Origin of the sequence: Streptomyces geranii, from assembly GCF_002954775.1 — a bacterium.
Lineage (GTDB): Bacteria > Actinomycetota > Actinomycetes > Streptomycetales > Streptomycetaceae > Streptomyces > Streptomyces geranii.
Genome location: NZ_PJME01000081.1, coordinates 1 through 24827, shown reverse-complemented (window position 1 = coordinate 24827; position 24827 = coordinate 1). Strand labels below are relative to the sequence as shown.

The following is a 24827-nucleotide window of genomic DNA, read 5'->3' as shown; positions in this document are numbered from 1 at the left end:
GTGCTGATGGGCGTGGTGGGCAGCGGAGCATGCTTCGGCTTCTCCATGGCCAACTGGGCGGGCGCCCTGGTGGGCTCGGTTGCCGCCGGCACGGGCGCGGGATTCGGAATGGCCATCCGCCCCCGGCGCCCCCGTCCCAGCCGCAACGCCAGTCACAAACGCACTCGCAGCCGCAGTCGCACTCACAGGCCCTGTCGCAGTCGCAGTCGCAGTCACGGGCGCGGTCGGAGACTCAAGTCCCGCCCCCCTTCGACGCGAAGAAGCTCGACGACCATCAACTCGACGAACTCACGCACCGTTTGATCGACAGAGTCACCCGCAAGGTCCGTACCGAACTGCGTCTCGACCGTGAGCGCATCGGGAAACTCCGCGACCCCCGCCACTGACAACTCCCCTCCCTGGCCGGTCCACCCACCGCCAACTGCCCACCGCCGACAAGTCAGTTGAAAGGCCCCGATGTCCACCGGTACCGACCCAGGCTCCACGATCTTCTTCACCCTCACCATCGACGGCGAAAGCCTCGGGTTCTTCAACGGGTGCGAGGGCCTGTCGTCCGCGGTGGAGATCGAGCATCACCAGGAGGGCGGCAACAACGGGTTCGTGTGGGCGTTGCCGTCGCGGGTGACGTTCTCGAACATCCGGCTGACCCGGCCGCTGACGCCGGACACCTCCAAGGTCGCCGCCTGGATTTCGAGTGTGACCACGGGAGTCACCCGGCCCACCGCCCAGATCGCCGCGCTGCGCGCGGACGGTTCGGAGGTGGCGCGCTGGGGGCTGATCGACGTACTGCCCGTGAGCTGGCAGGGCCCCTCCCTGGACCCGGCGAACCCGGGTGTCGCCACGGAGGTCCTGGAGATCACCCACCACGGCTTCACGGACTGAGAAGGGCGGCGAGGAACATGGCAAAGGGAAGCAAGGGCGGCGCCGGGAAGAGCCTGGTGCGGGCCACGCTCGCCATTCACGAGCCGCCGATCGGCTACAGCACCACACCCGGCGGGCTCATCAAGAACTTCAGCTTCGACTTCAACCCCTCCCAGCTGTCGCTCAGTCGGCGTGCCCAGTGGAAGACGACCCCCACCGCGGCCGTCCGGGACGGCTCGCTGCCGGAGTTCCTGGGGCCGTTGCCGCGCGAGATGACCGTCGAGATCTTTCTCGACACCTCCGACGAGCCGAGCAGCAACAGCGTGCTGAAGAAGGTCGAGGCGCTGTTCTCCTGCTGCGAGACGACCGCGAAGAGCATCGCCGCGAACCAGTCGTCGACGCCGTGGGTCGTGTTCGAGTGGGGGTCGTTCTCGACCGCGCGGTTCACCGCGTACGTCAGTTCCGTGGAGGCCACTTACACCCTCTTCGGGACCACCGGTGTGCCCATCCGGGCCACCTGCCAGGTGCATCTGCACGAGATTCCCAGCCAGACCAAGGGGCAGAACCCGACCTCGGGCGCGCTCACCGCGCAGCGCGTGCACCGGGTCGTCGCGGGGGACTCGCTGCAGTCGCTGGCCTGGCGGGAGTACGGGGACGCGAGCGCCTGGCGGGCCATCGCCCGGCTCAACGGCATCGACGACCCGAACCGGCTGCCGAACGGCCTTGAACTCATCATGCCGTCCGCCGAGGAGGTGGGCGCCTGATGGTCCAGATCGCCTTCTCCAGCCTCATCAGCGTCAGGATCGGCGGCGCCAAGCTGCCCGACGACGTCGCCGCCCTGCTCGTCGGGGGGTGGGTCGACCTCGGCGCCGGGGTGCCCGGGGCCTTCCGGATCACCTTCCGGGACCCGAAGCACCTCGTTCTCGGCAAGCTCGGTGTCGACTTCGGAACTCCCGTCGTCCTGGCGCCCGTTGCGGCGGGCAAGGGTGCCTCCGATCCGCTGATCACCGGTGAGGTGACCGGTATGGAGACCGACTACGACGGCACCGGCACCTTCACCGTCATCCGTGGCTACGACCCCGGCCACCGGCTGATGCGGCAGCGCCGGGTGGCCGCCTACCGCAACCAGACCGCCTCCGACATCGCGCGAAAGGTCGTCGCCACGGCGGGAGTTCAGGCCGGGAGGATCCAGTCCACCAAGACGGTCTACGAGTTCATCAGCCAGGCAAACATCACCGACTGGGACTTCCTCGCACGGCTCGCCGACGAGAACGAGATGGTCATGTCCCTTGATGCGAAAGGGAAGTTCCAGTTCCTGACGCCTGACCCGGCGTCCGGTGCGCCGCCCGTCAGCACCCCGGGGGAGAAGAGCCCCTTCGTGCTGGAGGGCGGCACCGACATCCTGCGCTGCCGGGCCGCCGTCACCTCCGCCGACCAGATCGCCAAGGTCGAGGCGCGGGGCTGGGACGTGACGACCAAGAAGAAGCTCACCGCGACCTCACCGGCCACCAGCACCCCGCTGATCGGCATCGGCACCACCCCGCAGAAGGCCGCCGCGCCCTTCAAGGCGGGCGTCCTCGTCGAGACCGACACGCCCTACGACCGCCAGTCCGAGGTCAGGTTCGCGGCCGGCGCCCTCGCCGACGACGTCACCTCCTCCTTCGCCGAGCTGGAGGTCACCGTGCGGGGCAATCCGAAGCTGCGCCCGGGAGTTCCTGTCACGCTCGCCGACGTCGGCAAGCCCTTCGAGGGCAAGTACACCTGCACCTCCGTACGGCACGTCTTCGGCGACGGCGACCACTACGAGACCCTCGTGACGGTCAGCGGACGCCAGTGGCGCTCCCTGTTCGGCCTCGCCTCCGGCGGCGCCGCGACCACCGCACCCCGGCTGCCCGGCGTGGCCAACGCGCTCGTCACCGACGTACAGGACCCCCTGAAACAGGGGCGGGTGAAGCTGCAGTTCCCGTGGCTGGACGACGCGTACGTGAGTGACTGGACGCGGGTCGTGCAGCTCGGCGGGAAGGGCGGGGGCGGGATCTTTCCGCTCGATGTCGGTGACGAGGTGCTGGTCGCCTTCGACCGGGGGGCACTTGACCATCCCTTCGTGGTCGGCGGGCTCTACAACGGGCGGGACAAGCCGACCGTCGTCAAGGACGTGTGGCTGCACGACCCGCTGAAGAAGAAGGCCATCCGGCACACCCTGTCCGACCGGGAGGGCAACCGGGTCGACCTGCTCAGCCAGCAGACCGGCGCCCGTAAACAGGGTGTGCGCATCGCCAGCGGCAACGACAAGCTGACCATCAACCTCGACCGCACCAAGACCGAGATCACCGTGGACAGCAAGGGCGCCGTCAGCATCAGCGGCGGCACCTCGGTGGAGGTGCAGGCCGGTACCGATCTGACGCTGAGCGCCCGCCGGTCCATCAGCATCAAGAGCGGCGGCATCCTCAACCTCCAGGGCACCGGCGTCGTCAGCCTCAAGTCCCTGGCCGGCGCGGTCAATGTGGACGCGCTCGGCGCCCTCAGCCTCAAGGCGGCCGGTGCCGCGACCATCAGCACCGGCGGCACCGTCCAGATCAACTCCGTTGCCAACGTGGGCATTCGGGCCGTCACCCTCATGCTCAACGGCGTCGTGATGGTCAACAGCAAGCCGTATCCGATTCCGTGAGGCAGGTGGGTTCGACAATGGCCGAGCAGTTCGTCGGTTCGGGGTGGGCGTTCCCGCTGCGCATCGGGCCCACCGGGGGCATCGCCCTCGTCAGCGGGGAACGGGAGGTCGAGGAGGCCATCAGGCTCGTCCTCGCCACCGCGCCCGGGGAGCGCCCGATGCGCCCCGAATTCGGCTGCGCCATCCACGACCTGGTCTTCGCGCCGGTCAACGAGGCCACCGCCGGGCGCATCCAGCACGAGGTGTACTCCAGCCTCGACCGCTGGGAGCCGCGCATCGAGGTCGACGACGTCGAGGTCACCGCCGGTGCCGAACAGGGCGTGCTGTTCATCGACGTCCGCTACTCGATCCGGGGCACCAACAACCCGCGCAGCCTCGTCTTCCCCTTCTACGTCATCCCCTCCCACGAGGAGCCCGACGCGTCCGGTGACTCCAGTGGCCCCGGTGGCTTCGGGGGCTCCGGCGAACTGGGCAACTCCTTCGAAAGCGACCGCTGATCACCGATGGCCCTGCCTTCCCCGAACCTTGACGACCGCCGCTTCCAGCAGTTCGTCGACGACGCCAAGCGCTACATCCAGCAGCGCGCCCCGGAGTGGACCGACCACAACGTCTCCGACCCCGGCGTCACCCTCGTGGAGACGGTCGCGCACATGGCGGACCAGATCGTCTACCGCCTCAACCGCGTCCCGGAGAAGAACCACCTAGCCTTCCTCGACCTCGTCGGCATCACCCTCTTCCCGCCCTCCGCGGCCCGCACCGACGTCACCTTCTGGCTGTCGGCGCCCCAGGAGGAGACCGTCCTGCTGCCACCCGGCACCGAGGCGGCCACCCTGCGCACCGAGAGCGAGGAGGCCGTCGTCTTCGCCACGGAACGCGAACTCGCCATCGTGCCCTGCGAGTTGGGGCACCTGGTCGTGCAGAACAGTGGCGTGCCCGTCGCCGACCGCACCGCCGACCTCGCCGAGGGCAAGGACGTACTGTGCTTCGCCGAGGCCCCGACCCCCGGCGACTGCATGCTGTTCGGGCTGAGCGCGGCCGTGCCGCACTGCGTGATCGCCCTCGACCTCGACAGCCGCGTCGACGGCGTCGGCGTCGACCCGCGCCAGCCGCCGCTGCTGTGGGAGGCCTGGACCGAGGACGGCTGGGCGGCCTGCGAGGTAGACCGGGACGGCACCGGCGGCCTCAACCGCCCCGGCGAGGTCGTCCTGCACATCCCCGGCGGCCACACCCTCTCCCGCACCGGCGGCCGGGAGGCCGGCTGGCTGCGCTGCCGGGTCACCGAACCCCTCAAGAACCAGCCCTTCTACACCACTTCACCCACCGTCCGCTCCGCCGAGGCCTTCACGATGGGCGGCACCACCCGCGCCATCCACGCCGACACCGTGTACGACGAGGCCCTCGGCGAGTCCACCGGCCTGCCCGGCCAGCGCCTCCGCCTCGCCAACGCGCCCGTCGTCGGCGACGACCCGCCCCTGCTCCTCCAGTCGGCGGCGGGCCCCGAGGGCTGGACGGACTGGCAGGTCGTCCCGCACTTCTCCGCCTCCGCCCCCGACGAGCGCCACCTCACCCTCGACGCCGCCACCGGCGAGATCGCCTTCGGCCCCGCCGTCCGCGAACCCGACGGCACCCTGCGCCAGTACGGCGCCGTCCCGCCCAAGGGCGCGGTGCTCCGGGCCCGCCGCTACCGCACCGGCGGCGGCAGGGCGGGCAACGTCGCCCGGGGCGCCGTACAAGTGCTGCGCAGCTCGATCCCGTACGTCTCCGAGGTCGTCAACCGGGAGGCCGCGCGCGGCGGCGTCGACGGCGAGACGGTCGAGGAGGCGAAGGTCCGGGCGCCGATCACCCTGCGCGCCCAGGAACGCGCGGTGACCCTCCGGGACTACGAGGAGCTGGCCCGCCGAGCCGCCCCGGAGACCGCTCGTATCACCTGCCTGGAAGGGGAGGAGAGCGAGCACGGGGCGTACGCGGTACGGGTGTTGGTGGTACCGCAGGCGGTCCCCGACCCCGGCGGACGCCTGCGCTTCGAGCAACTGGTCCCCGGCGACGCGCTGTTGCAGCGCATCACCCGCCACCTGGACGAACGACGCCTGATCGGCACGAGGTTGGCGGTCGGCCCGCCCTTCTACCAGGGGGTGACGGTGGTCGCGACGGTGCACGCCTTCCGTGGCGTCGACACCGACCGCGTACGCCGCAAGGCGCACGACGCCCTCTACCGCCACCTCGACCCGCTCACCGGCGGCGCCGACGGCAAGGGCTGGCCCTTCGGCCGTCCCGTGCAGTCCGGCGAGGTCTTCGCGGTACTGCAGCGCGTACCCGGCGTCGAACTGGTCGACGAGGTGCAACTGCACCCCGCCGACCCGCTCACCGGCAAACGCGGCGAGGCGACGAACCGCATCGACCTGGCCCCGCCGTCCCTGGTGTTCTCCTTCGACCACCGGGTGCGAGTGATCGGAGACGGCGCGTGAGATTCATCAACTGCACGTCGGGGAGGCTGAGTTGAGAGGCTCCATCGACGGGCTCGGTTCGTCCGCGCCCATCGGGGCGATGCTCCCGGCGGTCTTCGCCGACGACGACCTGGCCCAACGGTTCGTCGGCGGCCTGGACGACGTCGTCGCGCCGATCCACAACGCCCTGGACTGCCTGGACTCCTACTTCACGCCGTCCCTGGCCCCGCTCGACTTCACCACCTGGCTCGGCGGCTGGGTCGGCGCCGAGATCGACGGCACCGAACCGGAGGACCGGCTGCGCGCGGCCGTCGCCGCCGCCGCGTATCTGCACCGGATCCGCGGCACCGTACGCGGCCTGTCCGAGGCCGTACGGCTCGCCTTCGGCGTGACCCCGGAGATCACCGAGAGCGGCGCCGCCACCTGGCACGCCCGCCCCCTCGGCCCGGTCCCCGGTGAGCGCCGCCCGCACCTGCACGTGCTCCTGCGCCTGCCCCACCCGACAACCGCGGACGAACACCGCCTGGACACCCTCGTGGCCGCGGCCCGCCCCGCCCACATGCCCTACACGGTCAAGGTGACCGTCACCGAAAGGACCCCGGAGAGATGACCAGCCAGAGCTGCGCCGAATGCGGAACACGGGCGGAGCCCGGCCAGTCTTTTTGCGACGCCTGCGGGGCGGTGCTGGGCTGGTCGGAGAGGGGGGCGCAGGGTGCGCGGGATGTGGGGGAGGCGCGGGGTGCACAGGGTGCGCGGGATGTGCGGGATGTTGGGGATGAGCGGGGTGGTGCGGGTGTGAGTGCCGGTGCCGGTGCGAGTGCCGGTGGCTCCCGTTCTGGTGCCGGTGCCGGTGCCGGTGCCAGTGTCGGCGGGAGTGTGGGTGCGGGGAATGCCGGGGGTGCTGCGGGGCCCGTACGGGTTTCGGTGGGGGAGTCTGCGGGTGAGGCCGGGGCTCGGGAGGAGTCGGGGGCTTCGGGCGGAGCGTCGGGGGCGCCTGCGGCAGGCTGGGATGCGTTCTCCCGGCCGGGGCCCGGTGGTGCGGGGGCGCCTCGTACGGCTTTGGGGCGGTTGGGGGAGCAGTCGGAGGAGCAGGGTGGGGGGTCGGGGGATCTTCGGGGGTCTGGGGGCGCCGGGAGTGCTAGGGGCGGTGGAGGTTCCGTCGGTGCCGGGAGTACTGGCGGTGCTGGAGGCTCCGGGGGTGTCGGGGATTACGGGAGTTCGGGAGGCTCTGGTGGATCCGGGGATCTTCGGGGTCCCGGGAATTCGGGGGACCTTCGGGGTTCTGAGGGTTCCGTGAACTCCGGGGACCTCAGGGGGTCCGGGGGGACTGGGGGTTCCGTAGGTTCTGGGAGTCCTCGGCATCCGGAGGGCGACGGTGACGACAGTCCCCGAGCCATCGCCAACTCCACTCCCGCCCTCGCCCTGGCGCCCGCGCCCGTGCCTGCGCCTGTGCCTGCGCCTGCTCCTGAGGGTGCCGACGACGACACGCTCTCCCAGCGCGCCGTAACCGCCGGGGACGGGGCCCACGCGTCGTCCGCCTCGGCTGCCGCGTCGGACGATGCCGCAGCGCGGGTACGGTCGCTGCTCGTACCGTTGTCCGAGCCCGAACCCCGGGCCGCTCCCGAGCCGTCCGTCGCGCCGGTGCTGCCCGGGGTGCCCGTCGCCGACCGGCCGCAGGTCCGTACCCCGGTACGGGATCCCGCCGTGCAGGGCGGCCTGCCGTGCCCCTGGTGCGCCACCCCGAACATGCCTGACCGGCACTTCTGCGGCCGTTGCGCCATGCCCATGTCGGGCCAGGGTCCGGACCAGCCCGGTCGGCGGGGGCCGTGGTGGCGTCGGCTGCTGGATCTGCGCAACGGTGAGACGCCGTGGGCGGGGGACCGGCCGCGGCTGCGCCGGGGCTTCGGGCGGGTCTTGAACTGGGTGGTCGGGGCGGTGGTGCTGACCTTGCTGATCGTGGCGGTCATGAACGTCGGCGACGCCGTGAACGGCATCCGCGACCACTTCGCCAAGCGGGCGCCGGTCGACCCGGACAAGGTGACCGCGTCGCGCTCCTACCCGGGGCATCAGCCCGAACTGGCCTTCGACAAGCGGAGCAATACCTGGTGGGGGCCGGGGGTGACCCAGTCGGGCGAGGGTGAGTGGATCGAGGTGCGCTTCACCGAGCCGACGAGGTTGCTGGACGTCATGATCACGCCGGGGGTCTCGGCGCGGGCGGAGACGATCACGGAGTCGGCGCTGCCGAAGCGGATCGACGCGGAGATCACGATGGCTGACGGGACGAAGACGACGCGTGCGCTGACGCTGGACCAGGGGGCGGGGCCGCAGAGCAGGGCGTTTCGGGTCGGCTCTGTCACCGCGGTGCGGTTTGTGTTGCGGTCGGCGCATGCGGCGTCGGGGGACAAGCAGGTGGCTGTCGCCGAGATCGAGTTCTTCGGGCGGTCGAATGCGAGTGCGTCGTAGGAGGTAGGCGAACCGCAGTCTTTTTCGCCCCCGCCGCCCCTACCCGTCCCATCCTTCTGGGGGCTGCCGCCCCCAGACCCCCGCTGTCGGCCTGAACGGCCTCGTCCTCAAACGCCGGACGGGCTGGGTAGTCAGCCCGTCCGGCGTTTGAGGACAAAGGGGGGTTCGGGGGCGGCAGCCCCCGAGGATGGGAACGGGTAGGGGCGGCGGGGGCGAGAAACCGTTCGGGTGGCGGCCCCCCGACCACAGTGCCAGTCTGACCCGCATGACGATTCAGACCGCCAAGCTCAGCGACCCAGCCGTCCGAGCCTTCGTCAGCGCCGTGAACGCCCACGACCGCGAGGCCTTCCACGCGGTCCTCGCCCCCGGCGCCACCATGTCCGACGACGGCTCGGACCGCGACCTCGCCGACTGGACCGAGCGAGAGATCTTCTCCTCCCACGGCCACATGGACGTCGCCAACGAGTCCAGGCAAGGCCGAGTCCTGGTCGCCAACTACAGCAACGACACCTGGGGCGAGATGCGCACCAAGTGGAGCTTCACCGTGGACAACGGCCGCATCCTCCGCTTCGAGACGGGCCAGGCCTGACCCCCGCCCCCTCTTGCGCTGGGGCAACCTCTTCGACGAACGCACCCGGCCGCACAGCACACGCTCAACGTCATGCAGGACGCCCCCGAAATGCTTGCGCTGTGCGAGGAGTTGGGGCTGGCCAGCATCAACCGCAGCCCCCTAGCCATGGGCCTGCTGGCGGGCAGGCGAGCCGCAGGACAGCCCCTGGACGCCGGCGCGATAGCGAAAGGACCGCTCACCGAAGCCCAGTTGGCCGACGTCGACCAATTGAGAGAACGGTGAGCGGTCCTACCCAGGGGCGCGGGGCTGTGTCTATTTGCGGCTCCGCCGCGGGGCGCGACAAGCTACGACGCTCCCGCGGCCAAAAAACTACCTAGCCCCCACAAGCATCAACTGACGTACTGATCCTGCTCGGTAACAGTCAACTGCCCCGCCTTGATAGTCGCCACCCGAGGCGCCCGCCGAGCGATCGACGAGTCGTGCGTGACCATGATGAACGTCAGCCCGTACTCCCGCCACAACCCCTCCAGCAGCGCCATGATGTCGTCCCGCGTCCCCTCGTCGAGGTTCCCGGTCGGCTCGTCGGCCAGCAACACCTTCGGCTTCTTCACCAACGCCCGCGCGATGGCGACCCGTTGCTGTTGCCCACCGGACAGCTCGGTCGGCGCGTGGGACAGCCGGTCGCCGAGGCCGACCGAACTCAGCGCCTCCGCCGCCCGCTCACGCCGCTCGGCCGGCTTCACGCCGAGCGGTACGAGCGCGGTCTCGACGTTCTCCTGAGCGGTCAGCGTCGGGATGAGGTTGAACGCCTGGAAGATGATGCCGATCTTCTCGGCGCGCAGCCGGGTCAACTTCGCCTCGCTGATGGCGCCGAGGTCGACACCGTCCAGCTCGACGCTGCCCTCGGTCGGCCGGTCCAGGCCGCCGATCATCTGCAGGAGGGTGGACTTGCCGCCGCCGGTCGGACCCTGGATGACGAGCTGGTCGCCGTCCTCGATGACGAGGTCGATGCCGCGCAGCGCCTCCACTGTCTCCTTGCCCCGCGTGTATCTCTTGGTGACACCGGTGAGCTTGTACATGAACGACTCCGTGACGTACGGGAATTGGGCGAGTTGTTGCGGGAGTTGCGGGAGTTGTGAGGTGGGCCGGGGGTCAGGACACGCTGCGCAGCGCGTCCGCCGGGCGCATCCGGGAGGCCCGCCAGCCGCCCATCGCCCCGGCGATCAGACCGCCGGCGATGGCGAGGCCCGCCGCGAGCGCGATCGTCGTGAGGGAGACGGGCGCCGACAGGGCGATCTCCATCGTGTTGGCCGCCGACTGCTGACCCGGGCCACCGCCCCCACCGGGACCGCCACCCATGCCACCGCCCCCGCCACCACCGGTGTTGCCGAGCTGCGCGGTCAGCGTGGGGCTGTACGCGGTCACCGCGTACGCCGCCGCGAGGCCGATGCCGATGCCGAGCGCGCCGCCGATCAGACCGTTCACGATGGACTCGCCGACGACCTGCCGGGTCACCTTGCGCGAGGGCCAGCCCAGCGCCTTCAGCGTGCCGAACTCACGCACACGCCGCGACACGGCCGAGGAGGTGAGCAGCGCGGCCACCAGGAACGCCGCCGCGAGGACCGCGATGGACAGCCACTTGCCCACGCTGGTCGCGAGGTTGGAGGCCGTGGAGAGGGAACCGGAGACGGTCTCCGCGAGGTCGGCGGAGGTCGTGACGGTCGTACCCGAGATGTTCTTCTGGATGGTCGACTTGACGGTGTCGATCTGCTTCGAGTCGGTCGCCTGGACGTAGATCGTGGAGACCAGGTTCGCCGAGTCGCCGAGCGTCTGCGCCTGCTTGAGCGGCAGGTAGACGTCGGTCGTGGACTCGCTGCTCTCGGGCGTCGCGATGCCGATGACCGTGTACTTCGTGCCGGAGATCGTGATGGTCTTGCCGACCGTGTACTTGTTCTCCTTGGCGTACGACTTGCTGAGCACCGCGACCTTCGCGTTGGCCTGCGCCGTGGTGAACGTCTTGCCGCTGGTGATGGTCGACGTGGCCAGCGGGCCCAGCTCCTGGTTCGTCACGTCGATGCCCATGACGGAGTAGGAGTTGACGTCGAACGAGGCGCCGCCGCCCTGGACTTGAGGCGGAGCGGTGCTGCCGGAGTTGCCGCTCTGGCCGCCGCCGGGACCGCCGCCCTGACCGGAGGACGAGGAACCGGAGGACGACGAGCTGTCGGTCTGCGCCTTGCCCTGGGTGAACGAGCCGTCGACCTTGGTGACGTTGAGGCTCAGCGCGCCCACTGCCGCCGAAACACCCTTCTGGTCGGCGACCTTGGTGACCAGCGCCGACTTCAGGGTCTGCCCGCCCTGGGTCGTCACCCGGTCGCTGCTCTGGGTCTCGTCCGAGTCGTTCGAGCTGGCGTCGAACTGGAAGTTCGGTCTGCCCGACGCGTTGGCGGTCGGTGCCGTCCTCGCCTTGGTGACGGTCATGTCGGTGCCGAGACCGTAGAGCGACTGCAGGACCTTGTCCTGCGCCTGCTGCATGCCGGCCGACACCGAGTTGACGGTGATGACCAGCGCGATACCGAGCGCCAGACCCATGGCGATGACCAGAGCCGCCTTCTTGCGCCGGCTCAGCTCACGCTTGAGATAGATGCCAAACATCCCGTTCCTCAAAGGTTCTTGGGCGCCCAGCTGCGGACGACGCCCCCTGTGGGCGCTGCCACAAGCTAGGGAGGAACCTTTGTGGGGAACTGGGTAAACGATGTGCGGGGCCTGAGAAATGGGGACCGAAACAATCACGAACAATTAAGGCCGGTCACGCCGGTCGTGCTTCTGTGCCCGAGCGCACGACAGCCGCCCCATGACCCGGTGCGTACCCCGCGGTCCCACGCGAGGTCCACCCCCACCCGGATGCGCCATGGTGCGGCTGTCGCCTTCTCCCCCCTCGGTGTGGTCCGTTTCGTACCGGAACCTCAGAGCGTCAAGTGTGAAGCTCTGGTGGAGAAGGCGTGTTGAGCATATGCCCGGGACCGGCCCGAACGCTACGGAGCAATCAATTCCACTTGTGTAGGTTGATACTTCGAACATGTGCATGGGCGCCGCTCAACCACGCCCCGCATACGGCATCGTCGTCGCGAGAACCGTCGCGAACTGCACATTCGCCTCCAACGGCAGCTCCGCCATGTGCCGTACGGTGCGCGCCACGTCGGCCACGTCCATGACGGGCTCCGGCGCCATCTCCCCGTTGGCCTGCAGCGCGCCCGTTTGCATTCGCGCGGTCATGTCCGTCGCCGCGTTCCCGATGTCGATCTGCGACACCGCGATGCGGTACGGCCGTCCGTCCAGCGCCAATGCCTTGGTCAGGCCGGTCAGCGCGTGCTTGGTCGCGGTGTACGGCGCCGAGTGCGGCCGGGGTGTGTGCGCGGAGATCGACCCGTTGTTGATGATCCGGCCGCCCTGCGGCTCCTGCTCCTTCAACTGCCGGTACGCCGCCTGCGCGCACAGGAACGCCCCGTTGAGGTTGGTGTCCACGACGTGCCGCCACGCGTCGTACGCCAGATCCTCGAACGCGACCCCGCCGGGCCCGAACGTCCCCGCGTTGTTGAACAGCAGATCGAGCCGCCCGAACCGCTCCCGCACGGCGTCGAACAGGGCGGCCACGTCGGAGGGTTGGGCCACATCGGCGCGTACGACCAGACAGTCACCGTCCGGTGCGAGCGCGGCCGTCTCCTCCAGCCGTTCGGTACGGCGTCCGGTGAGCGCCACCGACCAGCCGGCGCCCAGCAGTTCGAGGGCGACCGCCCGCCCGATACCGGAACCGGCACCGGTGACGATCGCGATCCTCCCCGCCGCACTCATCAGTGGGCCTCGCCGGGGTAGCGGACGCCGATCTGCTCCCGGATGGTGTCCATCGTCCGCATGACGGCGAGGGTGCCGTCGAGCGGGACGAGCGGCGACTCGGTCTCACCGGCCCGCAGGGCGCGCGTCACCTCGATGGCCTCGTGCCGGAAGCTGTTGCGGGCGCCGTGGTCGGGGGCGGCGGTGAACTCCTCGGGGTCGCGGCCGTCCCGGTGCAGCACGAACCGGTCCGCGAAGAAGAACCCGTCGGGTACGTCGATCCGGCCCTTGGAACCGGTCACCGACGCGCTGATGGACGTACCGCCGACGATGGAGCAGTGCACCGCGGCGAGAGCACCGCTCTCCCACGAGAGCAGCGCACCCGTCTGGAGATCGACGTTCTCGTCGGAGAGCACCGCTCTCGCCGAGATGCCGTCGGGCTCCCCGAGCAGCAACTGCGCGAACGACACCGGGTAGACACCCAGGTCGAGCAGCGCCCCACCGCCCTGTGCCGGGTCGCGCAGCCGGTGCGAGGGCGGGAAGGGTCCCTCAAGCCCGAAGTCGGCCTGGACGGTCCGCACCTCCCCGATCGCCCCGTCGTCGACCAGCGCCTTCAGCTTCCGTACGACCGGGTTGCAGTAGGTCCACATGCCCTCCATCAGGAAGGCGCCGCGCTCCTTCGCGAGCGCGACCAGTTCCTCGGCCTCCCGCACGTTCAGCGTGAACGCCTTCTCGCAGAGCACGTTCCGCCCGGCCTCCAGGCACAGGCCGGCGGCGGCCCGGTGCGCCGAGTGCGGAGTGGCGACGTACACCACATCCACGTCCGAGTCCTCGGCCAGCGAGGCCCAGTCGCCGTACGCGCGCGGGATCCCGAACCGTTCGGCGAACGCCTTCGCGGAGTCCTCCGACCGCGAGGCGACGGCCACCAGCTCCGCGTCCGGAAGATCCACCAGATCCGCGGCCATCGCCGCCGCGATCCCGCCCGTAGCCAGAATTCCCCACCGCACGCGCTCAGCCGACATGCCAACCCCTGCTTCTGTGATCCGTGTGACCTCGAACACGCTGTACGAACAGCCTGTACGAGCTGAGAGCATAGGTGGCGGATTACTCGAAAAGGGAGGGGCGCATGCCCGAGCGCGGCCGAACGGCTGGGGACGAGAAAAGTACCCGAGAAGACATACCCGTACCGGTATCCGCACCCACCTCTCCCCCTACCCGTAACACCCCTCCTGCCCTCCATCCCACCGCTCCCACCCGTTCTCTGCGCCGCACAGGTGTCCTAGTCACCTTCATCCTCGGCGGGCTGACGGCGACGCCGCCGCTGGCGATGGACACGTACCTCCCGGCGCTCCCCGATGTCACGACCTCCCTGAACGCGTCCGCCGCGAGCGTCCAGCTCACCCTCACCGCCTGTCTCGCGGGCATGGCCCTCGGCCAGCTCCTGATCGGCCCGATGAGCGACCGCTGGGGCCGAAGACGTCCCCTACTGGCCGGCCTGGCGGTGTACGTCGTCGCCACCGTCCTGTGCGGCATCGCGCCCAGCCTGGAGTTCCTGATCGCGTTCCGGCTGGTCCAGGGCCTGGCGGGGTCGGCGGGGATCGTGATCGCGCGGGCGGTCGTCCGGGATCTGTACGACGGTGTGGCCATGGCCCGCTTCTTCTCGACCCTGATGCTGATCTCGGGGGTGGCCCCGATCGTCGCGCCGCTGATCGGCGGCCAGATCCTGCGGGTGACGGACTGGCGGGGCGTGTTCGCGGTCCTCACGGTGGTGGGGATCGCGCTGGCGGTGCTGGTCTGGTTCCGCCTCCCGGAGACCCTGGCCCCCGCGGACCGCCACGGCGGCGGGGTCGGCGAGGCCCTCCGCGCCATGCGCACCCTCCTCTCCGACCGCGTCTTCACCGGCTACGTCCTGTCCGGCGGCTTCGCGTTCGCGGCGCTGTTCGCGTACATCGCCGCGTCGCCGTTCGTGATCCAGGAGATCTACGGCGCCTCTCCGCAGACGTTCAGCCTGCTGTTCGGCGTGAACTCGGTCGGGCTGGTGATCGTCGGCCAGATCAACGGCAAGGTGCTGGTCGGCCGGGTGTCGATGGACAAGGTGCTGGCGGTGGGCCTCGCGGTCACCACCCTGGCGGCGACGGCACTGCTGCTGATGACGACGGGGGTCTTCGGCGAGGTGGGCCTGTTCCCGGTGTCGGCCGGGCTGTTCGTCCTGATGGCGGCGATGGGCCTGGCGATGCCGAACACCCAGACGCTCGCGCTGATGCGCACACGCCACTCGGCAGGCGCGGCGTCGGCCTTGCTCGGCACCTCCTCCTTCCTGATCGGCGCGGTGGCTTCGCCCCTGGTGGGCATCGCGGGCGAGGACACCGCCGTCCCGATGGCGGTCGTCCAGCTGACGGCGGCACTGGTGGCGGTCGGCTGCTTCGTGGGAATGTGCCGTCCTTGGAACAGACGTACGACCTTGGAGGGAGCGGAGAGCTGAGCGCCGCACCGAGACTGCGCGTCGACACCCCGCAACGGGCCGGCCTCGACCCCGAGGAGATGCGCCACCTCGTACGGGAGGTACGCGCCCTCACGACCGGCGAGCGCCCGTGGGCCCCGGCGGCGGTGGTGATCGTCGGGCGCGGCCCGGTGATCGCGGTGCGGGAGGCGGCGGGCTGGGCGGTCCGGTACGCCTCGTACGACGAACGCACGGACACCGGTGTGGAACTCCCGCCGGAGTCCAGGGTCCGGGCCACGGTCGACACCGTCTTCGACCTGGCGTCGCTGACGAAGCTCTTCACGGCGGTGGCGGCGGTGCAGCAACTGGAGCGCGGCACGCTGGGCATGGACGCGAGGGTGGCGGCGTACCTCCCGGACTTCACGGCGGCGGCCGACCACGACATCACGGTCCGCCAACTCCTCACCCACACCTCGGGCCTGCGCCCCGAACTCCCCCTGTACGACTGCCCGGACGACGCGGCACGCAAGGCGCTGCTGAGGGCGGAGGCGCCGATGTCCACGCCTGGCACCTATGTGTACTCCGACCTGAACATGCTCCTCCTCCAGCACGTCCTGGAGCGCATCACGGGCCGCACTCTGGACGTCCTGATCCACGAGGGCATCACCCGCCCCCTCGGCATGACGGCGACCGACTTCGGCCCCTGCCCCGACGCGGCGGCGACCGAGGACCAGCGCAGACCGTGGGCGAAGGCGGAACGGGGGATGGTACGGGGCGAGGTCCACGACGAGAACGCGTGGGCGCTCGGCGGAGTGGCGGGTCACGCGGGCCTCTTCTCCACGGCCCACGACCTGGCGGTCCTCGCCCGCTGCCTCCTGTCCGGCGGCGCCTACGGCCCGGCCCGCATCCTGGGCCCCGACTACGTCGAACTCCTCCTGACCCCACCGGGCTTGGGCTTCGCGATCGACCAGCCGTGGTTCATGGGCGAGCTGTCGGGAAGGGGCGCGGCAGGCCACACGGGCTTCACGGGCACGTCCCTGGTCCTGGACCGCGCGACGGACACGTTCGCGATCCTGCTGGCCAACGCGGTGCATCCGAGGAGGGGTTGGGGGCGCACGGGAAACGGGGCGCGGGTGGCGGTAGCGGACCGGGTGGCGAGGGGAGTACGAGGGAGATGAGCAAGTCGGCTCACAGGGGCGGCCGTTGGGCGAGAAACACGAACTCCAGCCCGGGCCGGTCGGGAGCGCCGCGCACGTCTCTCACGTCGTACCCGCAGACCACCAACTCCGCCTCGACTTCGGCCCGTTCACGGAACCGCAGCGTGGAGTCGGAGGTGAGCACGTCCCCGTCCTCGGCGAACACGAAGGTCCAGCGAAAGCTGACGAGCGGCCCGTCGACCCCGGTCACCTCGACCCAGCTCTCGACCGCCCCGACACCGGGAATCTCGGTCACACGGTACGAGTCCCCACGAGTCCACCGCTCCCAGGCCCGCTTCGCCGGATCCCGACTCTCGAAGACGAGGTACCCACCGGGACGGAGGGCGTCGTAGGCACCGCGCAGGCTGCGCTGCCAGTCGGACGGATCGACGATCTCCTGGGCGGCGTTGGCGGTCATCGTCGCGAGGTCCACCTGGAGGGCCGGCAGGGCGGTCGCGTCCCCGTGAACCCAACGGACGCGCTCGGCACCGGACTTGGCCCGAGCGACGTCCAGGGAGGCAAGAGCGGGATCGACACCGACGACCTCGATTCCCCGGCGCGCGAGGAGCAGAGCGAAGACACCGGTACCGCAGCCGATGTCCAGGACCCGGCGGGCTTCCAACTCGGCGGCGATGGCCACGTATGCGTCCAGGTCGCCGCGGTCGGGGTCGAGGGGGTCGTAGATGGCGGCCAGGCGGGGGTGTCGGAAGCATTCGTCGGGCATGGGGCGGAGGGTATCGGGAGCCGGGGTGAACGGGCCTCCGTATAACGGCCGGTGAGCCTGGAGCGGAGGTCCGGAGGCTGCGGCTTCCGGACCTCCGTTCGCTGACGGCCCCACTCCCGCCCCTGGAGGGGGTTGCCCGCAGCCGGTCAGTTCTTCGGGTAGAAGGTGCGGTTGCCGGGCCGGTAGACGCCGATCTGGTCGGCTGCGATGTCGTTCCAGTCGCCGATGAGGGGCACGTCTCCGGGGTCGCCGTAGGTGAAGGAGGTGACGTTGCCGTTGTCGTCGCGGAGGTAGAAGGTGCGGTTGCTGGGGCGGTAGACGCCGATCTCGTCGCCGTCGGTGCCGTTCCAGTCGCCGGTGATGGGCACGTCTCCGGGGTCGCCGAAGGTGATGGGGGTGACGTTGCCGTTGTCGTCGCGGAGGTAGAAGGTGCGGTTGCTGGGGCGGTAGACGCCGATCTCGTCGCCGTCGGCGTTGTTCCAGTCCCCGCTGAGCGGCACGTCCCCTGGGTTGCCGAAGAGGATGGAGCCGAGGCCGCCGCTGTCGGAGAAGAAGTAGAACATGCTGGTGCTGGACCGGTAGATGCCGATCTCGTCGCCGATGTCGCCGCCCCAGTTACCGGTGAACGGCACGTCACCGAGAGTGCCCACGGCGGTGGCGATGACGGTGCCGTTGTCGCGGCGGAGGTAGAAGGTGTGGTTGCTGGGGCGGTAGACGCCGATCTCGTCGCCGCCGTTGCTGTTCCAGTCGCCGGCGATCGGCACATCGTTGGAGTCGCCGAAGGTGACGGGGTCAGGCAGGTTGGCGCTTGCCGGCACGACGGCCAGAGCCGCGAAGGTTGCGGTGCTGAGGACGACGACGGCAAGGCGTTGCGTGGAACGTAATCTGCGCACGGATCTTCTCCCATGTGAACGTTGGCTACGTGTACACACGGTGAGGCGTGAGGGTGGGCAGGAACCTTGCGTAAACCTTGCTTCACTGGCCAGCGTGGGTGGGCCGTACTGGCGGCGGCAGCCCGGCGTGGGGTTGTGGCGCGGAGTGACTTCGGGGGATGACCGTGACGGATTTTCTGCTGCTGGGAACGGTCGAGTTACGGGGTGCGGACGGAGCGGCTGTGGATCTGGGTCCGGCGAAGCAGCGCACGGTGCTGGCGGCGTTGCTGGTGGACGCGGGCCGCTGGGTTGCGATGGAGATGCTGATCGACCGGGTCTGGGGGCAGGATCTGCCCGCCAAGGTGCGCCCGTCGCTCTACGCGAACATCGCCCGGATCCGTCGGATGCCGGCAACTCCCGCTGTGCGCCTTGACGCCGATTCGGACGCTGCTGCCGCAGGCTCGCGGCTGCGGCGCGGCCCCGGTGGATACCTGCTCGACGTACCGTCCGGACAGGTCGACGTGCACCGGTTCCCCCTGTTGGTGAAACAGGCCCGTGCCGCAGGCCGCACGGATGCCGATCGGCTGCTGATGCTGCGTGAGGCGCTCGGATTGTGGCGTGGTGAACCGCTGGCGGGGTTGCCCGGCGCGTGGGCGAAACGCACCCGGGAGACCTGGGGACAGCAGCGGATCGAGGCGGTGTTGGCCTGGACGGAAGCCGAGTTCCGCGTCGGCGATCACACGAGGGTGATCAGCGAACTGACCGATCTGGTCGCCGAGCATCCGCTGGTCGAGCCGTTGACAGTGGCGCTTATGCGGGCGCTGCAGGCGGCGGGGCGCAGCCCGGAGGCTTTGGCCTGCTACGCCGGCCTGCAGAAGCGGCTGGCCGAGGAGCTGGGTACGGACCCGGGGCGAGAGACACAGCAGGTGCACCAGGCGATTCTGCGCGGCGAATCCATCCACCGTGTGGCCCACGGCACGCCGTCGCCCGCCCAGGCGGGGATCGGGCGAGTGGCCCCGGCCCAGTTACCCATGGAGGTACGAGGGTTCAGCGGGCGGCGGGATGAACTGGCCGCAGTGGTGGTCACCGCGGTGTCGGGAACCGCAGGGGTGGGCAAGACAGCGCTCGCGGTGTACTGGGCCCACCGGGTGGCCGACCGTTTCCCGGACGGCCAGCTCTATGTGAACCTGCGTGGCTTCGACCCCTCCGGGGCGGCGGTGACACCGGATCAGGCGGTACGGGGTTTCCTCGACGCACTGGGCGTACCGGCCCAGCGGATCCCGGTGGGCCCTGAGGCGCGAGTGGGTCTGTACCGGAGCCTGCTGGCCGGGCGGCGGGTTCTGATGGTCTTGGACAATGCCCGTGACACCGACCAGGTTCGCCCGCTGTTGCCCGGCACCGGCGGTTGCCTGGCCGTGGTGACCAGCGGGTGGCGGCCGAACCGGACACCGTGGCGGAGATCGTCACCCGATGCGCACGGCTGCCGCTGGCCCTGGCCGTCGTCGCCGCGCGAGCCGCGAGCAACCCCGGCTTCCCGCTCGGCGCTGTCGTCGAGGAACTGCGCGACAGCCACGGTTCCCTCGACGCCTTCGCCGGAGGCGACCTCAGCACCGACGTGCGGTCCGTCTTCTCCTGGTCGTACGACGCACTCTCCGCCCAGGCCAGGCGCCTGTTCCACCTATTGGGCCTGCACTTCGGATCCGACCTGTCCGCTTCTGCCGCGGCGGCCCTCGCCGGGCTCCCACTCCGGCAGACCCGCGGTCTGCTCGTCGAGTTGACCGGTGCCCACCTGCTCGCCGAGCACGCACCTGGCCGCTACACCCTGCACGACCTGTTACGCGTCTACGCCGCCGAACGCGCTCTGAAGAGTTCGAGCACCCGGACGCCGAGGAAATACGGGAGAGACTCCGCGGCCCGGGAAACCCCGTGGACCCGTGAGGCCGACGGAAGGGTGACCACCGGATACCCCACCTACAATCACCCCGTGAACACCCCCGTCTCCCCAGCCCAAGCCCTACGCGCCGCCCTGGCCGGTCTGCTCGAAGGGCTGCCGCCGAAGACGGCCGCGCAGGCGGTCGAGCGGCTGATCGCCAGCTATCGGGGGCGGACGCCGACCGATGCGCCGGTGCTGCGGGACCGGTCGGACGTGGCCGCGTATGCCGCCTATCGGATGCCGGCCACGTTCGAGGCGGTGTGCTCGGCGCTGGATGCCTTTGCCGACGCCGCGCCCGGGTGGGCGCCCGGCAGTCATGTCGACGTCGGGGGCGGCACCGGGGCCGCGACCTGGGCCGTGAACGCCGTGTGGGAGGGGACGCGGCCCGTCACCGTGCTCGACTGGGCCGAGCCCGCGCTTGCCCTCGGGCGGGAGATCGCCGCCGCCAACCCGGAGTTGAAGGGGGCGGAGTGGCAGCGCTCTCGGATCGGAGCGGCGCTCAGGATCGAGAGCACTGATCTCGTCACGATCTCCTACGTCCTCGGGGAGCTGACGGACGCCGACCGTACCTCCGTGGTCGACGCCGCCGCCGGTGCCGCCCAAGCCGTCGTCGTCATCGAACCCGGCACCCCCGACGGCTACCTCCGGATCATCGAAGCCCGCGAGCAGCTCGTGCGGGCCGGGTTCCACATCGCCGCCCCCTGCCCCCACAGCGCCGCCTGCCCGATCGTCCCCGGCGAGGACTGGTGCCACTTCTCCGCCCGGGTCAGCCGTTCCTCCCTCCACCGCAAGGTGAAGGGCGGCTCCCTGCCGTACGAGGACGAGAAGTTCAGCTACGTCGCCGCGACCCGCTTCCCCGTGACTCCGGCCCCCGCCCGTGTCGTACGGAAGCCGCAGATCCGGAAGGGGCAGGTGCTCCTCGACCTGTGCGAGACGGAAACCTCTCTGCACCGGACCACGGTCACCAAGCGGCACGGGCTGCTCTATCGGGCCGCGCGTGACGTGGACTGGGGGGACGCCTGGCCGCCGGGGGAGGAGAGCGGGGAGTAGGCGGGGGAGCAGGAGAGTAGGCGGGGCCTGCCGTGACAGGCCCCGGCCTGGCGACGACTCAGCGCTTCAGCGTGAACGTGAAGTCGCCGGAGAGCCTGCCGCCGAGCCGGACCGCCGAGACGATCCTCCCCTCCGTGATCAGCCTCTCGACCTCCGCCCGCGACAGACCGCAGCCCTCCGCGATCAGCCGCACCGGCCGGACAGGTATCCGCGCCGCGAACCGGACCGATACATCGACCGCATCGCCGATCGCATCGCCGATCGCATCGCCGATCGCATCGCCGATCGACTCGCTCACCTCGCGATCCGGGCTGTCCGGGCCGTCCGGGTCATCCGGGTTATCCGGGTTATCCGGTCCGGCGGTGTCCAGGCGCCAGGCGTTGTCCCAGTCCAGGGCGATGCGGTTGCGGCGCAGTACGGCCGGGTCCTGGAGCAACTCGGCTGCCAGGGTGGGGTTGTTGGCGTGCAGTCGGTCCAGCAGCTCGGGGGGTACGGAGCGTACGTTCAGGCGCTCCAGGACCGTGAGCTTCGTGGTCTCCCCGCACTTCGTGCAGAGTGCGAGGAGCCAGGCGTCGAGGAGCTTGTGGTTGGCGTTGACGCGGAACTTGCCGCTCGTCCGGAAGCGTTCGGACGCGCACGCGTGGCAGCGGCGGCGAACGAGGGGCAGGCAGGTGGGCATGACCACCCAGTTTTCGAGCACAGAAGTACACCGGTTTCAGTGTGAGAAGTCCGCAGCAAAAAGCAGCGCGGCGCACAGGCGCGACGCGCGACAGATCAGCACCCGGGAGGTCTCACACGGTGTACAACGGGACGTCCTTAACCTGGGCGACAACCTGGGCGACTCGGTTCGGCAGCACGGTAGTTGCGGGGAGCGGTGCCGCTCCACTGGTTTTTCGGGCGCCTCGGTGGCGGGGCGCGTCGTCCGGCGCCGTCGTGCCGGCGCCGACGTAAGAAAATTCTGCCTGCCTTGTCGACCGCTGAGTGACCGCCCGGTATTTTTCCTTCTCTTGTCGATTCCTTGGGCCCTCAGAGGTCATAGGCAATCTCCTTTGGTCTTCGTTTGCCTTTCGCTGCCCTTTTCGTCACGCATCCTGCTACTTCCCTTTGCCTGCCCTGTGCGGCATATGTGATTAATTATTCTGTTTCGTGCCGTCGGGGATTGGTTGACGCAAGATGGCTCCCCGAGTTTTGATCACCCGGCTGTAAGGGACCTGTAAGTGCAAGGCGGGGGATATGCGGCGGTGTGGGGGACGGGCTTGGCTCGTCACGGCGGCACTTCTTGCGGATCTCGCGAAGCCGTGGAGAGCATCAGCCAAGTCCTCGAAGGCATCGTTCACCGCCACAGCCGCCGAGTTCAGGCCGGTGAGCCTTCCGCGCAACCTGTATCCACATTGCGAGGACTGTAGTGACTTGCAGGCGACGGCGGTTCAGACGGCTCAGAGAATCTTGCGAGAGCATGGCTACCATGATCCGGCCTTCACCGGGCAGCCAGGAATTCCAAAGCGCGGTCGAAATGCTGGCCCGGCTACTGCCGGGGCACACAGAGGGATAGCCCATGCTGATCGGCAGCACATCCATCCACCTGAACCACCGGGTCATTCGCATCGGATCGACTTCGCCGCCGGACGACGTCCTCGACGTACGGGGAGTCCCCCTGGCTAGGGACGAGAAACACGTACAGATCGCGGCACGAGCCCAGGTCGCTCCTGTGCGCGTCCGGCTCTGGAACGGAATCGGTCCAGCCGAAGGCACTTGCCAGTTCACCGGCACCCTCTTGCTGGAGGATGGTGTGCTGGCCGTCGGCGACATCCTGGGAACATCGAGATACACCCAGACCGTGGGTGCCCCGGGTGAGTACGGAGTGCGTATTCACCTCGATGATCCTGGTGCCGCGTCCCGTATCGACGTCATCATCGACTCGGGCGACGAGGAAGTGGCGCTGGAGGGAGTGCCCGGCCGGCTCCTGCCGAATTTCTTGGCGGCATCGGGATCGGTGATCGGGAAGACCGACCAGTTGGCCTTGGTGCTGTCTGCGCACGATCTGGCTGTCCAGCGGCTCGGAAGCGCGGTCAAGATCCTTCGTCTGGCGGCGGTCGAGGATGATCCGGCGCGTGCCGAAGCGCTGGAGAGATTTCGTGTCCGCATGATCTGTGAATGGCTGAGATGGCTTTCTCCGGAAATCTCTCTGGGGAAAGCGAACTCGTTCGGTGTCTACATTCTGGATAATCTTCGAGGTGTTTCGGTGAGCGATCTCGATCGTCGCTCTGTGGAGATCTCCTCCGAAATTATTGGAATCGTCAATGACGGTCAATGCAGGAGGGAAAGCCAGTGAGCGACACGGCGGCGGTCAACCGTGAGGGCGTGGAGGGCATCCCCTCCATGGTTGCCAGGGCCATGGGGCGGGAGTGGTACCGGGAGCAGTTGGCCGGTATGGATCCGGTGCGGGGGAGTCGGCCGTCCGGGGCGACCGTGGAGTACGTCGGTGATGTGGGCGGTGTCGCTGCCGCGACCGGCAGTCCCGTGCTGGTGCTGGCCTCCAACGGGCGTCGGATCGCCGCTCGGCTGGTGGATACCGTCATCGCTTTTGTGTTCGCCTGCCTCGGCTTCATGGCCGCGGCGGCGTCGAGTGACGGTGCCGCGCTGATCGTCCTCGTGCCCCTGGGGTTCGCGGCGGGTGGGCTGGTGTACTTCCTGCCGCTGGTGCACTGGTGGGGGACCACCGTCGGGAAGTGGATCTTCGGGCTGCGGGTCGTCCGGCTGTGGTCGGACGGGACCCTTCCGCCGTCCTGGAAGGACACCTTCGTCAGGGAGTTCGACCGCGCCGCCTTCATGTCCATCCCCGGGCTGAACCTGCTGGTCGGCGCGATCCTGCTCGCCCAGATGGCCAAGGACCGGGGGACCTACCACCAGAGCAAGTACGACCGCGCCGCGCGCACCGTCGTCGTGGTGAGACGGCAAGGTTAGCGGGTCACCCTCCGGGAGATGCCTCGCGTGCCGCGCGCTCAAGTCGGCTTCGGTAGTTCTCCCACCAAGTCCCGTCCCCCGGCGGCATGTTGTCGTTGCCCTGTACGCAGCCGACGGCCCCGTCGAGCAACTCCCGCAGGATGTCGGCGTGGCCCGCGTGCCGCTGCGTATCGGAGATCACGCGCACCAGGATGTGGTGCAGTGTGACCTCCCGGCGTTCCTCCGGCCACCACGGGACGTGACCGATCGCGTCGAGGGGGAGGGTCTCGATCGTGGTGTCGGAGTGTGCCCACGCCTGGCGGTACAGCCCTACGATCTCCTCGCGGGACTCGTCGGCGGTGGCCCACATGTCCGCGTTGAGTTCCGCGTCCTCCGTGTACCACCAGGGCGGCGGCTGCTTACCGAAGAACGGGCGGTCGAACGTGTCGCCGAAGTAGGCCAGTTCCACGCCGGCGACGTGTTTCACCAGGCCCAGCAGGTTCGTGCCCGTGGGGGTCAGCGGGCGGCGGATGTCGTACTCCGAGAGGCCGTCGAGTTTCCACAGCAGGGCATCGCGGCCTTCTTGCAGGTAGCGGAGCAGTTCCGCCTTCGGACTCGGTTCGCTCATGCCGGGCAGTCTTCCAGCCGGCACTGACATTGATATCGATGCTGATGCTGGTGCTGATACAGCCGGGTCCTACCAGGTCCTAGGTCGTGTCCGCAATGTCAGGGGAGCCAGAGTCGTAGGCAGGCGATGGTGACCAGGGCTTGGTAGTGGCGGGCGCGTTTGTCGTAGCGGGTGGCGAGGGCTTTGTTGTGCTTGAGCTTGTTGAA

General features: G+C 69.6%; 22 protein-coding genes and 2 pseudogenes. 15 read left to right on the top strand and 9 right to left on the bottom strand.

The annotated features are described in order from the left end of the window. Positions 1-456 precede the first annotated feature (456 nt). From CW359_RS43330 to CW359_RS43285, 9 genes and pseudogenes are all read left to right on the top strand, one after another. Entirely contained in the window at positions 457-882 is a 426-nt protein-coding gene (locus CW359_RS43330; protein WP_105975765.1) for a phage tail protein, read from the top strand. 17 nt (positions 883-899) lie between these two features. Beyond that, the gene (locus CW359_RS43325; RefSeq protein WP_105975764.1) at positions 900-1625 is read left to right on the top strand and encodes a CIS tube protein; all 726 of its coding nucleotides are present in this window, start codon (positions 900-902) and stop codon (positions 1623-1625) included. Then, complete coding sequence (locus CW359_RS43320; RefSeq protein WP_105975763.1) at positions 1625-3529, top strand: VgrG-related protein; 1905 nt, start codon at positions 1625-1627, stop codon at positions 3527-3529. Before CW359_RS43325 ends, CW359_RS43320 begins: the two co-directional genes overlap by 1 nt. Before the next feature lie 17 nt (positions 3530-3546). Next, positions 3547-4026: a GPW/gp25 family protein gene (locus CW359_RS43315; RefSeq protein WP_105975762.1), complete on the top strand. Its 480-nt coding sequence runs from the start codon at positions 3547-3549 to the stop codon at positions 4024-4026. 6 nt (positions 4027-4032) lie between these two features. Then, on the top strand, positions 4033-5994 hold the full coding sequence (locus tag CW359_RS43310) for a putative baseplate assembly protein (RefSeq protein ID WP_105975761.1): 1962 nt from the start codon (positions 4033-4035) through the stop codon (positions 5992-5994). 31 nt (positions 5995-6025) lie between these two features. Continuing rightward, positions 6026-6583 (top strand): phage tail protein, encoded by a 558-nt coding sequence (locus tag CW359_RS43305; RefSeq protein WP_105975760.1) that lies wholly within the window; start codon positions 6026-6028, stop codon positions 6581-6583. 839 nt (positions 6584-7422) lie between these two features. Next, positions 7423-8436, top strand: coding sequence for a discoidin domain-containing protein (locus CW359_RS45640; RefSeq protein WP_198655596.1), 1014 nt, complete (start codon positions 7423-7425; stop codon positions 8434-8436). Positions 8437-8701: 265 nt separating this feature from the next. Next, entirely contained in the window at positions 8702-9025 is a 324-nt protein-coding gene (locus CW359_RS43290; RefSeq protein WP_105975757.1) for a hypothetical protein, read from the top strand. 48 nt (positions 9026-9073) lie between these two features. Continuing rightward, a pseudogene (locus CW359_RS43285) lies at positions 9074-9241 on the top strand (aldo/keto reductase); the annotation flags it as partial. Positions 9242-9396: 155 nt separating this feature from the next. Here CW359_RS43285 and CW359_RS43280 read toward each other — a convergent pair. The 4 genes from CW359_RS43280 to CW359_RS43265 form a co-directional block, all read right to left on the bottom strand. Then, positions 9397-10086, bottom strand: coding sequence for an ABC transporter ATP-binding protein (locus CW359_RS43280; protein WP_105975756.1), 690 nt, complete (start codon positions 10084-10086; stop codon positions 9397-9399). A gap of 73 nt (positions 10087-10159) precedes the next feature. Continuing rightward, positions 10160-11659, bottom strand: coding sequence for an ABC transporter permease (locus CW359_RS43275; protein WP_105975755.1), 1500 nt, complete (start codon positions 11657-11659; stop codon positions 10160-10162). A gap of 441 nt (positions 11660-12100) precedes the next feature. Further along, complete coding sequence (locus CW359_RS43270; protein WP_105975754.1) at positions 12101-12856, bottom strand: SDR family oxidoreductase; 756 nt, start codon at positions 12854-12856, stop codon at positions 12101-12103. After that, positions 12856-13857, bottom strand: coding sequence for a Gfo/Idh/MocA family protein (locus tag CW359_RS43265; protein WP_105975753.1), 1002 nt, complete (start codon positions 13855-13857; stop codon positions 12856-12858). The genes CW359_RS43270 and CW359_RS43265 overlap by 1 nt, the downstream gene beginning before the upstream one ends. A 104-nt stretch (positions 13858-13961) precedes the next feature. On the opposite strand from CW359_RS43265, the gene CW359_RS43260 reads away from it, so the two are divergent. Beyond that, on the top strand, positions 13962-15317 hold the full coding sequence (locus CW359_RS43260) for a multidrug effflux MFS transporter (RefSeq protein ID WP_105975752.1): 1356 nt from the start codon (positions 13962-13964) through the stop codon (positions 15315-15317). After that, positions 15269-16453, top strand: coding sequence for a serine hydrolase domain-containing protein (locus CW359_RS43255; protein ID WP_198655595.1), 1185 nt, complete (start codon positions 15269-15271; stop codon positions 16451-16453). The genes CW359_RS43260 and CW359_RS43255 overlap by 49 nt, the downstream gene beginning before the upstream one ends. Before the next feature lie 10 nt (positions 16454-16463). Here CW359_RS43255 and CW359_RS43250 read toward each other — a convergent pair whose 3' ends face one another. Continuing rightward, positions 16464-17195, bottom strand: coding sequence for a class I SAM-dependent methyltransferase (locus CW359_RS43250; protein WP_105975750.1), 732 nt, complete (start codon positions 17193-17195; stop codon positions 16464-16466). Positions 17196-17341: 146 nt separating this feature from the next. Continuing rightward, positions 17342-18088 carry a hypothetical protein gene (locus CW359_RS43245; protein WP_105975749.1) on the bottom strand — a complete coding sequence of 249 codons (747 nt, stop codon included), beginning with the start codon at positions 18086-18088 and terminating at the stop codon, positions 17342-17344. A 221-nt stretch (positions 18089-18309) separates the two neighbouring features. Between CW359_RS43245 and CW359_RS43240 the strand changes: the two genes are divergently transcribed. Continuing rightward, positions 18310-19845 carry an AfsR/SARP family transcriptional regulator gene (locus tag CW359_RS43240; protein WP_232838857.1) on the top strand — a complete coding sequence of 512 codons (1536 nt, stop codon included), beginning with the start codon at positions 18310-18312 and terminating at the stop codon, positions 19843-19845. Between the two features lie 206 nt (positions 19846-20051). Beyond that, positions 20052-21050 (top strand): small ribosomal subunit Rsm22 family protein, encoded by a 999-nt coding sequence (locus CW359_RS43235; RefSeq protein WP_105975766.1) that lies wholly within the window; start codon positions 20052-20054, stop codon positions 21048-21050. A gap of 58 nt (positions 21051-21108) precedes the next feature. Here the strand turns inward: CW359_RS43235 and CW359_RS43230 are convergent, their stop codons facing one another. Next, positions 21109-21729, bottom strand: coding sequence for a DUF1062 domain-containing protein (locus CW359_RS43230; protein ID WP_198655594.1), 621 nt, complete (start codon positions 21727-21729; stop codon positions 21109-21111). Between the two features lie 876 nt (positions 21730-22605). On the opposite strand from CW359_RS43230, the gene CW359_RS43225 reads away from it, so the two are divergent. Both CW359_RS43225 and CW359_RS43220 read left to right on the top strand, forming a co-directional pair. Then, the gene (locus tag CW359_RS43225) at positions 22606-23382 is read left to right on the top strand and encodes a hypothetical protein (RefSeq protein ID WP_105975747.1); all 777 of its coding nucleotides are present in this window, start codon (positions 22606-22608) and stop codon (positions 23380-23382) included. Continuing rightward, the gene (locus CW359_RS43220; protein ID WP_105975746.1) at positions 23379-24014 is read left to right on the top strand and encodes an RDD family protein; all 636 of its coding nucleotides are present in this window, start codon (positions 23379-23381) and stop codon (positions 24012-24014) included. The genes CW359_RS43225 and CW359_RS43220 overlap by 4 nt, the downstream gene beginning before the upstream one ends. 4 nt (positions 24015-24018) lie before the next feature. Here CW359_RS43220 and CW359_RS43215 read toward each other — a convergent pair whose 3' ends face one another. Both CW359_RS43215 and CW359_RS43210 read right to left on the bottom strand, forming a co-directional pair. Next, positions 24019-24621, bottom strand: coding sequence for a DinB family protein (locus CW359_RS43215; protein ID WP_105975745.1), 603 nt, complete (start codon positions 24619-24621; stop codon positions 24019-24021). Between the two features lie 98 nt (positions 24622-24719). Next, a pseudogene (locus CW359_RS43210) lies at positions 24720-24827 on the bottom strand (IS5/IS1182 family transposase); the annotation flags it as partial.

What these genes read in the sequence shown, in the direction of transcription:
- CW359_RS43250 (WP_105975750.1), bottom strand. Translation starts at nt 17,195, where the DNA reads ATGCCCGACGAATGCTTCCGACACCCCCGCCTGGCCGCCATCTACGAC.
- CW359_RS43330 (WP_105975765.1), top strand. Translation starts at nt 457, where the DNA reads ATGTCCACCGGTACCGACCCAGGCTCCACGATCTTCTTCACCCTCACC.
- CW359_RS43265 (WP_105975753.1), bottom strand. Translation starts at nt 13,857, where the DNA reads ATGTCGGCTGAGCGCGTGCGGTGGGGAATTCTGGCTACGGGCGGGATC.
- CW359_RS43215 (WP_105975745.1), bottom strand. Translation starts at nt 24,621, where the DNA reads ATGAGCGAACCGAGTCCGAAGGCGGAACTGCTCCGCTACCTGCAAGAA.
- CW359_RS43315 (WP_105975762.1), top strand. Translation starts at nt 3,547, where the DNA reads ATGGCCGAGCAGTTCGTCGGTTCGGGGTGGGCGTTCCCGCTGCGCATC.
- CW359_RS43275 (WP_105975755.1), bottom strand. Translation starts at nt 11,659, where the DNA reads ATGTTTGGCATCTATCTCAAGCGTGAGCTGAGCCGGCGCAAGAAGGCG.
- CW359_RS43260 (WP_105975752.1), top strand. Translation starts at nt 13,962, where the DNA reads ATGCCCGAGCGCGGCCGAACGGCTGGGGACGAGAAAAGTACCCGAGAA.
- CW359_RS43225 (WP_105975747.1), top strand. Translation starts at nt 22,606, where the DNA reads ATGCTGATCGGCAGCACATCCATCCACCTGAACCACCGGGTCATTCGC.
- CW359_RS43230 (WP_198655594.1), bottom strand. Translation starts at nt 21,729, where the DNA reads ATGCCCACCTGCCTGCCCCTCGTTCGCCGCCGCTGCCACGCGTGCGCG.
- CW359_RS43310 (WP_105975761.1), top strand. Translation starts at nt 4,033, where the DNA reads ATGGCCCTGCCTTCCCCGAACCTTGACGACCGCCGCTTCCAGCAGTTC.
- CW359_RS43290 (WP_105975757.1), top strand. Translation starts at nt 8,702, where the DNA reads ATGACGATTCAGACCGCCAAGCTCAGCGACCCAGCCGTCCGAGCCTTC.
- CW359_RS43280 (WP_105975756.1), bottom strand. Translation starts at nt 10,086, where the DNA reads ATGTACAAGCTCACCGGTGTCACCAAGAGATACACGCGGGGCAAGGAG.
- CW359_RS43270 (WP_105975754.1), bottom strand. Translation starts at nt 12,856, where the DNA reads ATGAGTGCGGCGGGGAGGATCGCGATCGTCACCGGTGCCGGTTCCGGT.
- CW359_RS43325 (WP_105975764.1), top strand. Translation starts at nt 900, where the DNA reads ATGGCAAAGGGAAGCAAGGGCGGCGCCGGGAAGAGCCTGGTGCGGGCC.
- CW359_RS43320 (WP_105975763.1), top strand. Translation starts at nt 1,625, where the DNA reads ATGGTCCAGATCGCCTTCTCCAGCCTCATCAGCGTCAGGATCGGCGGC.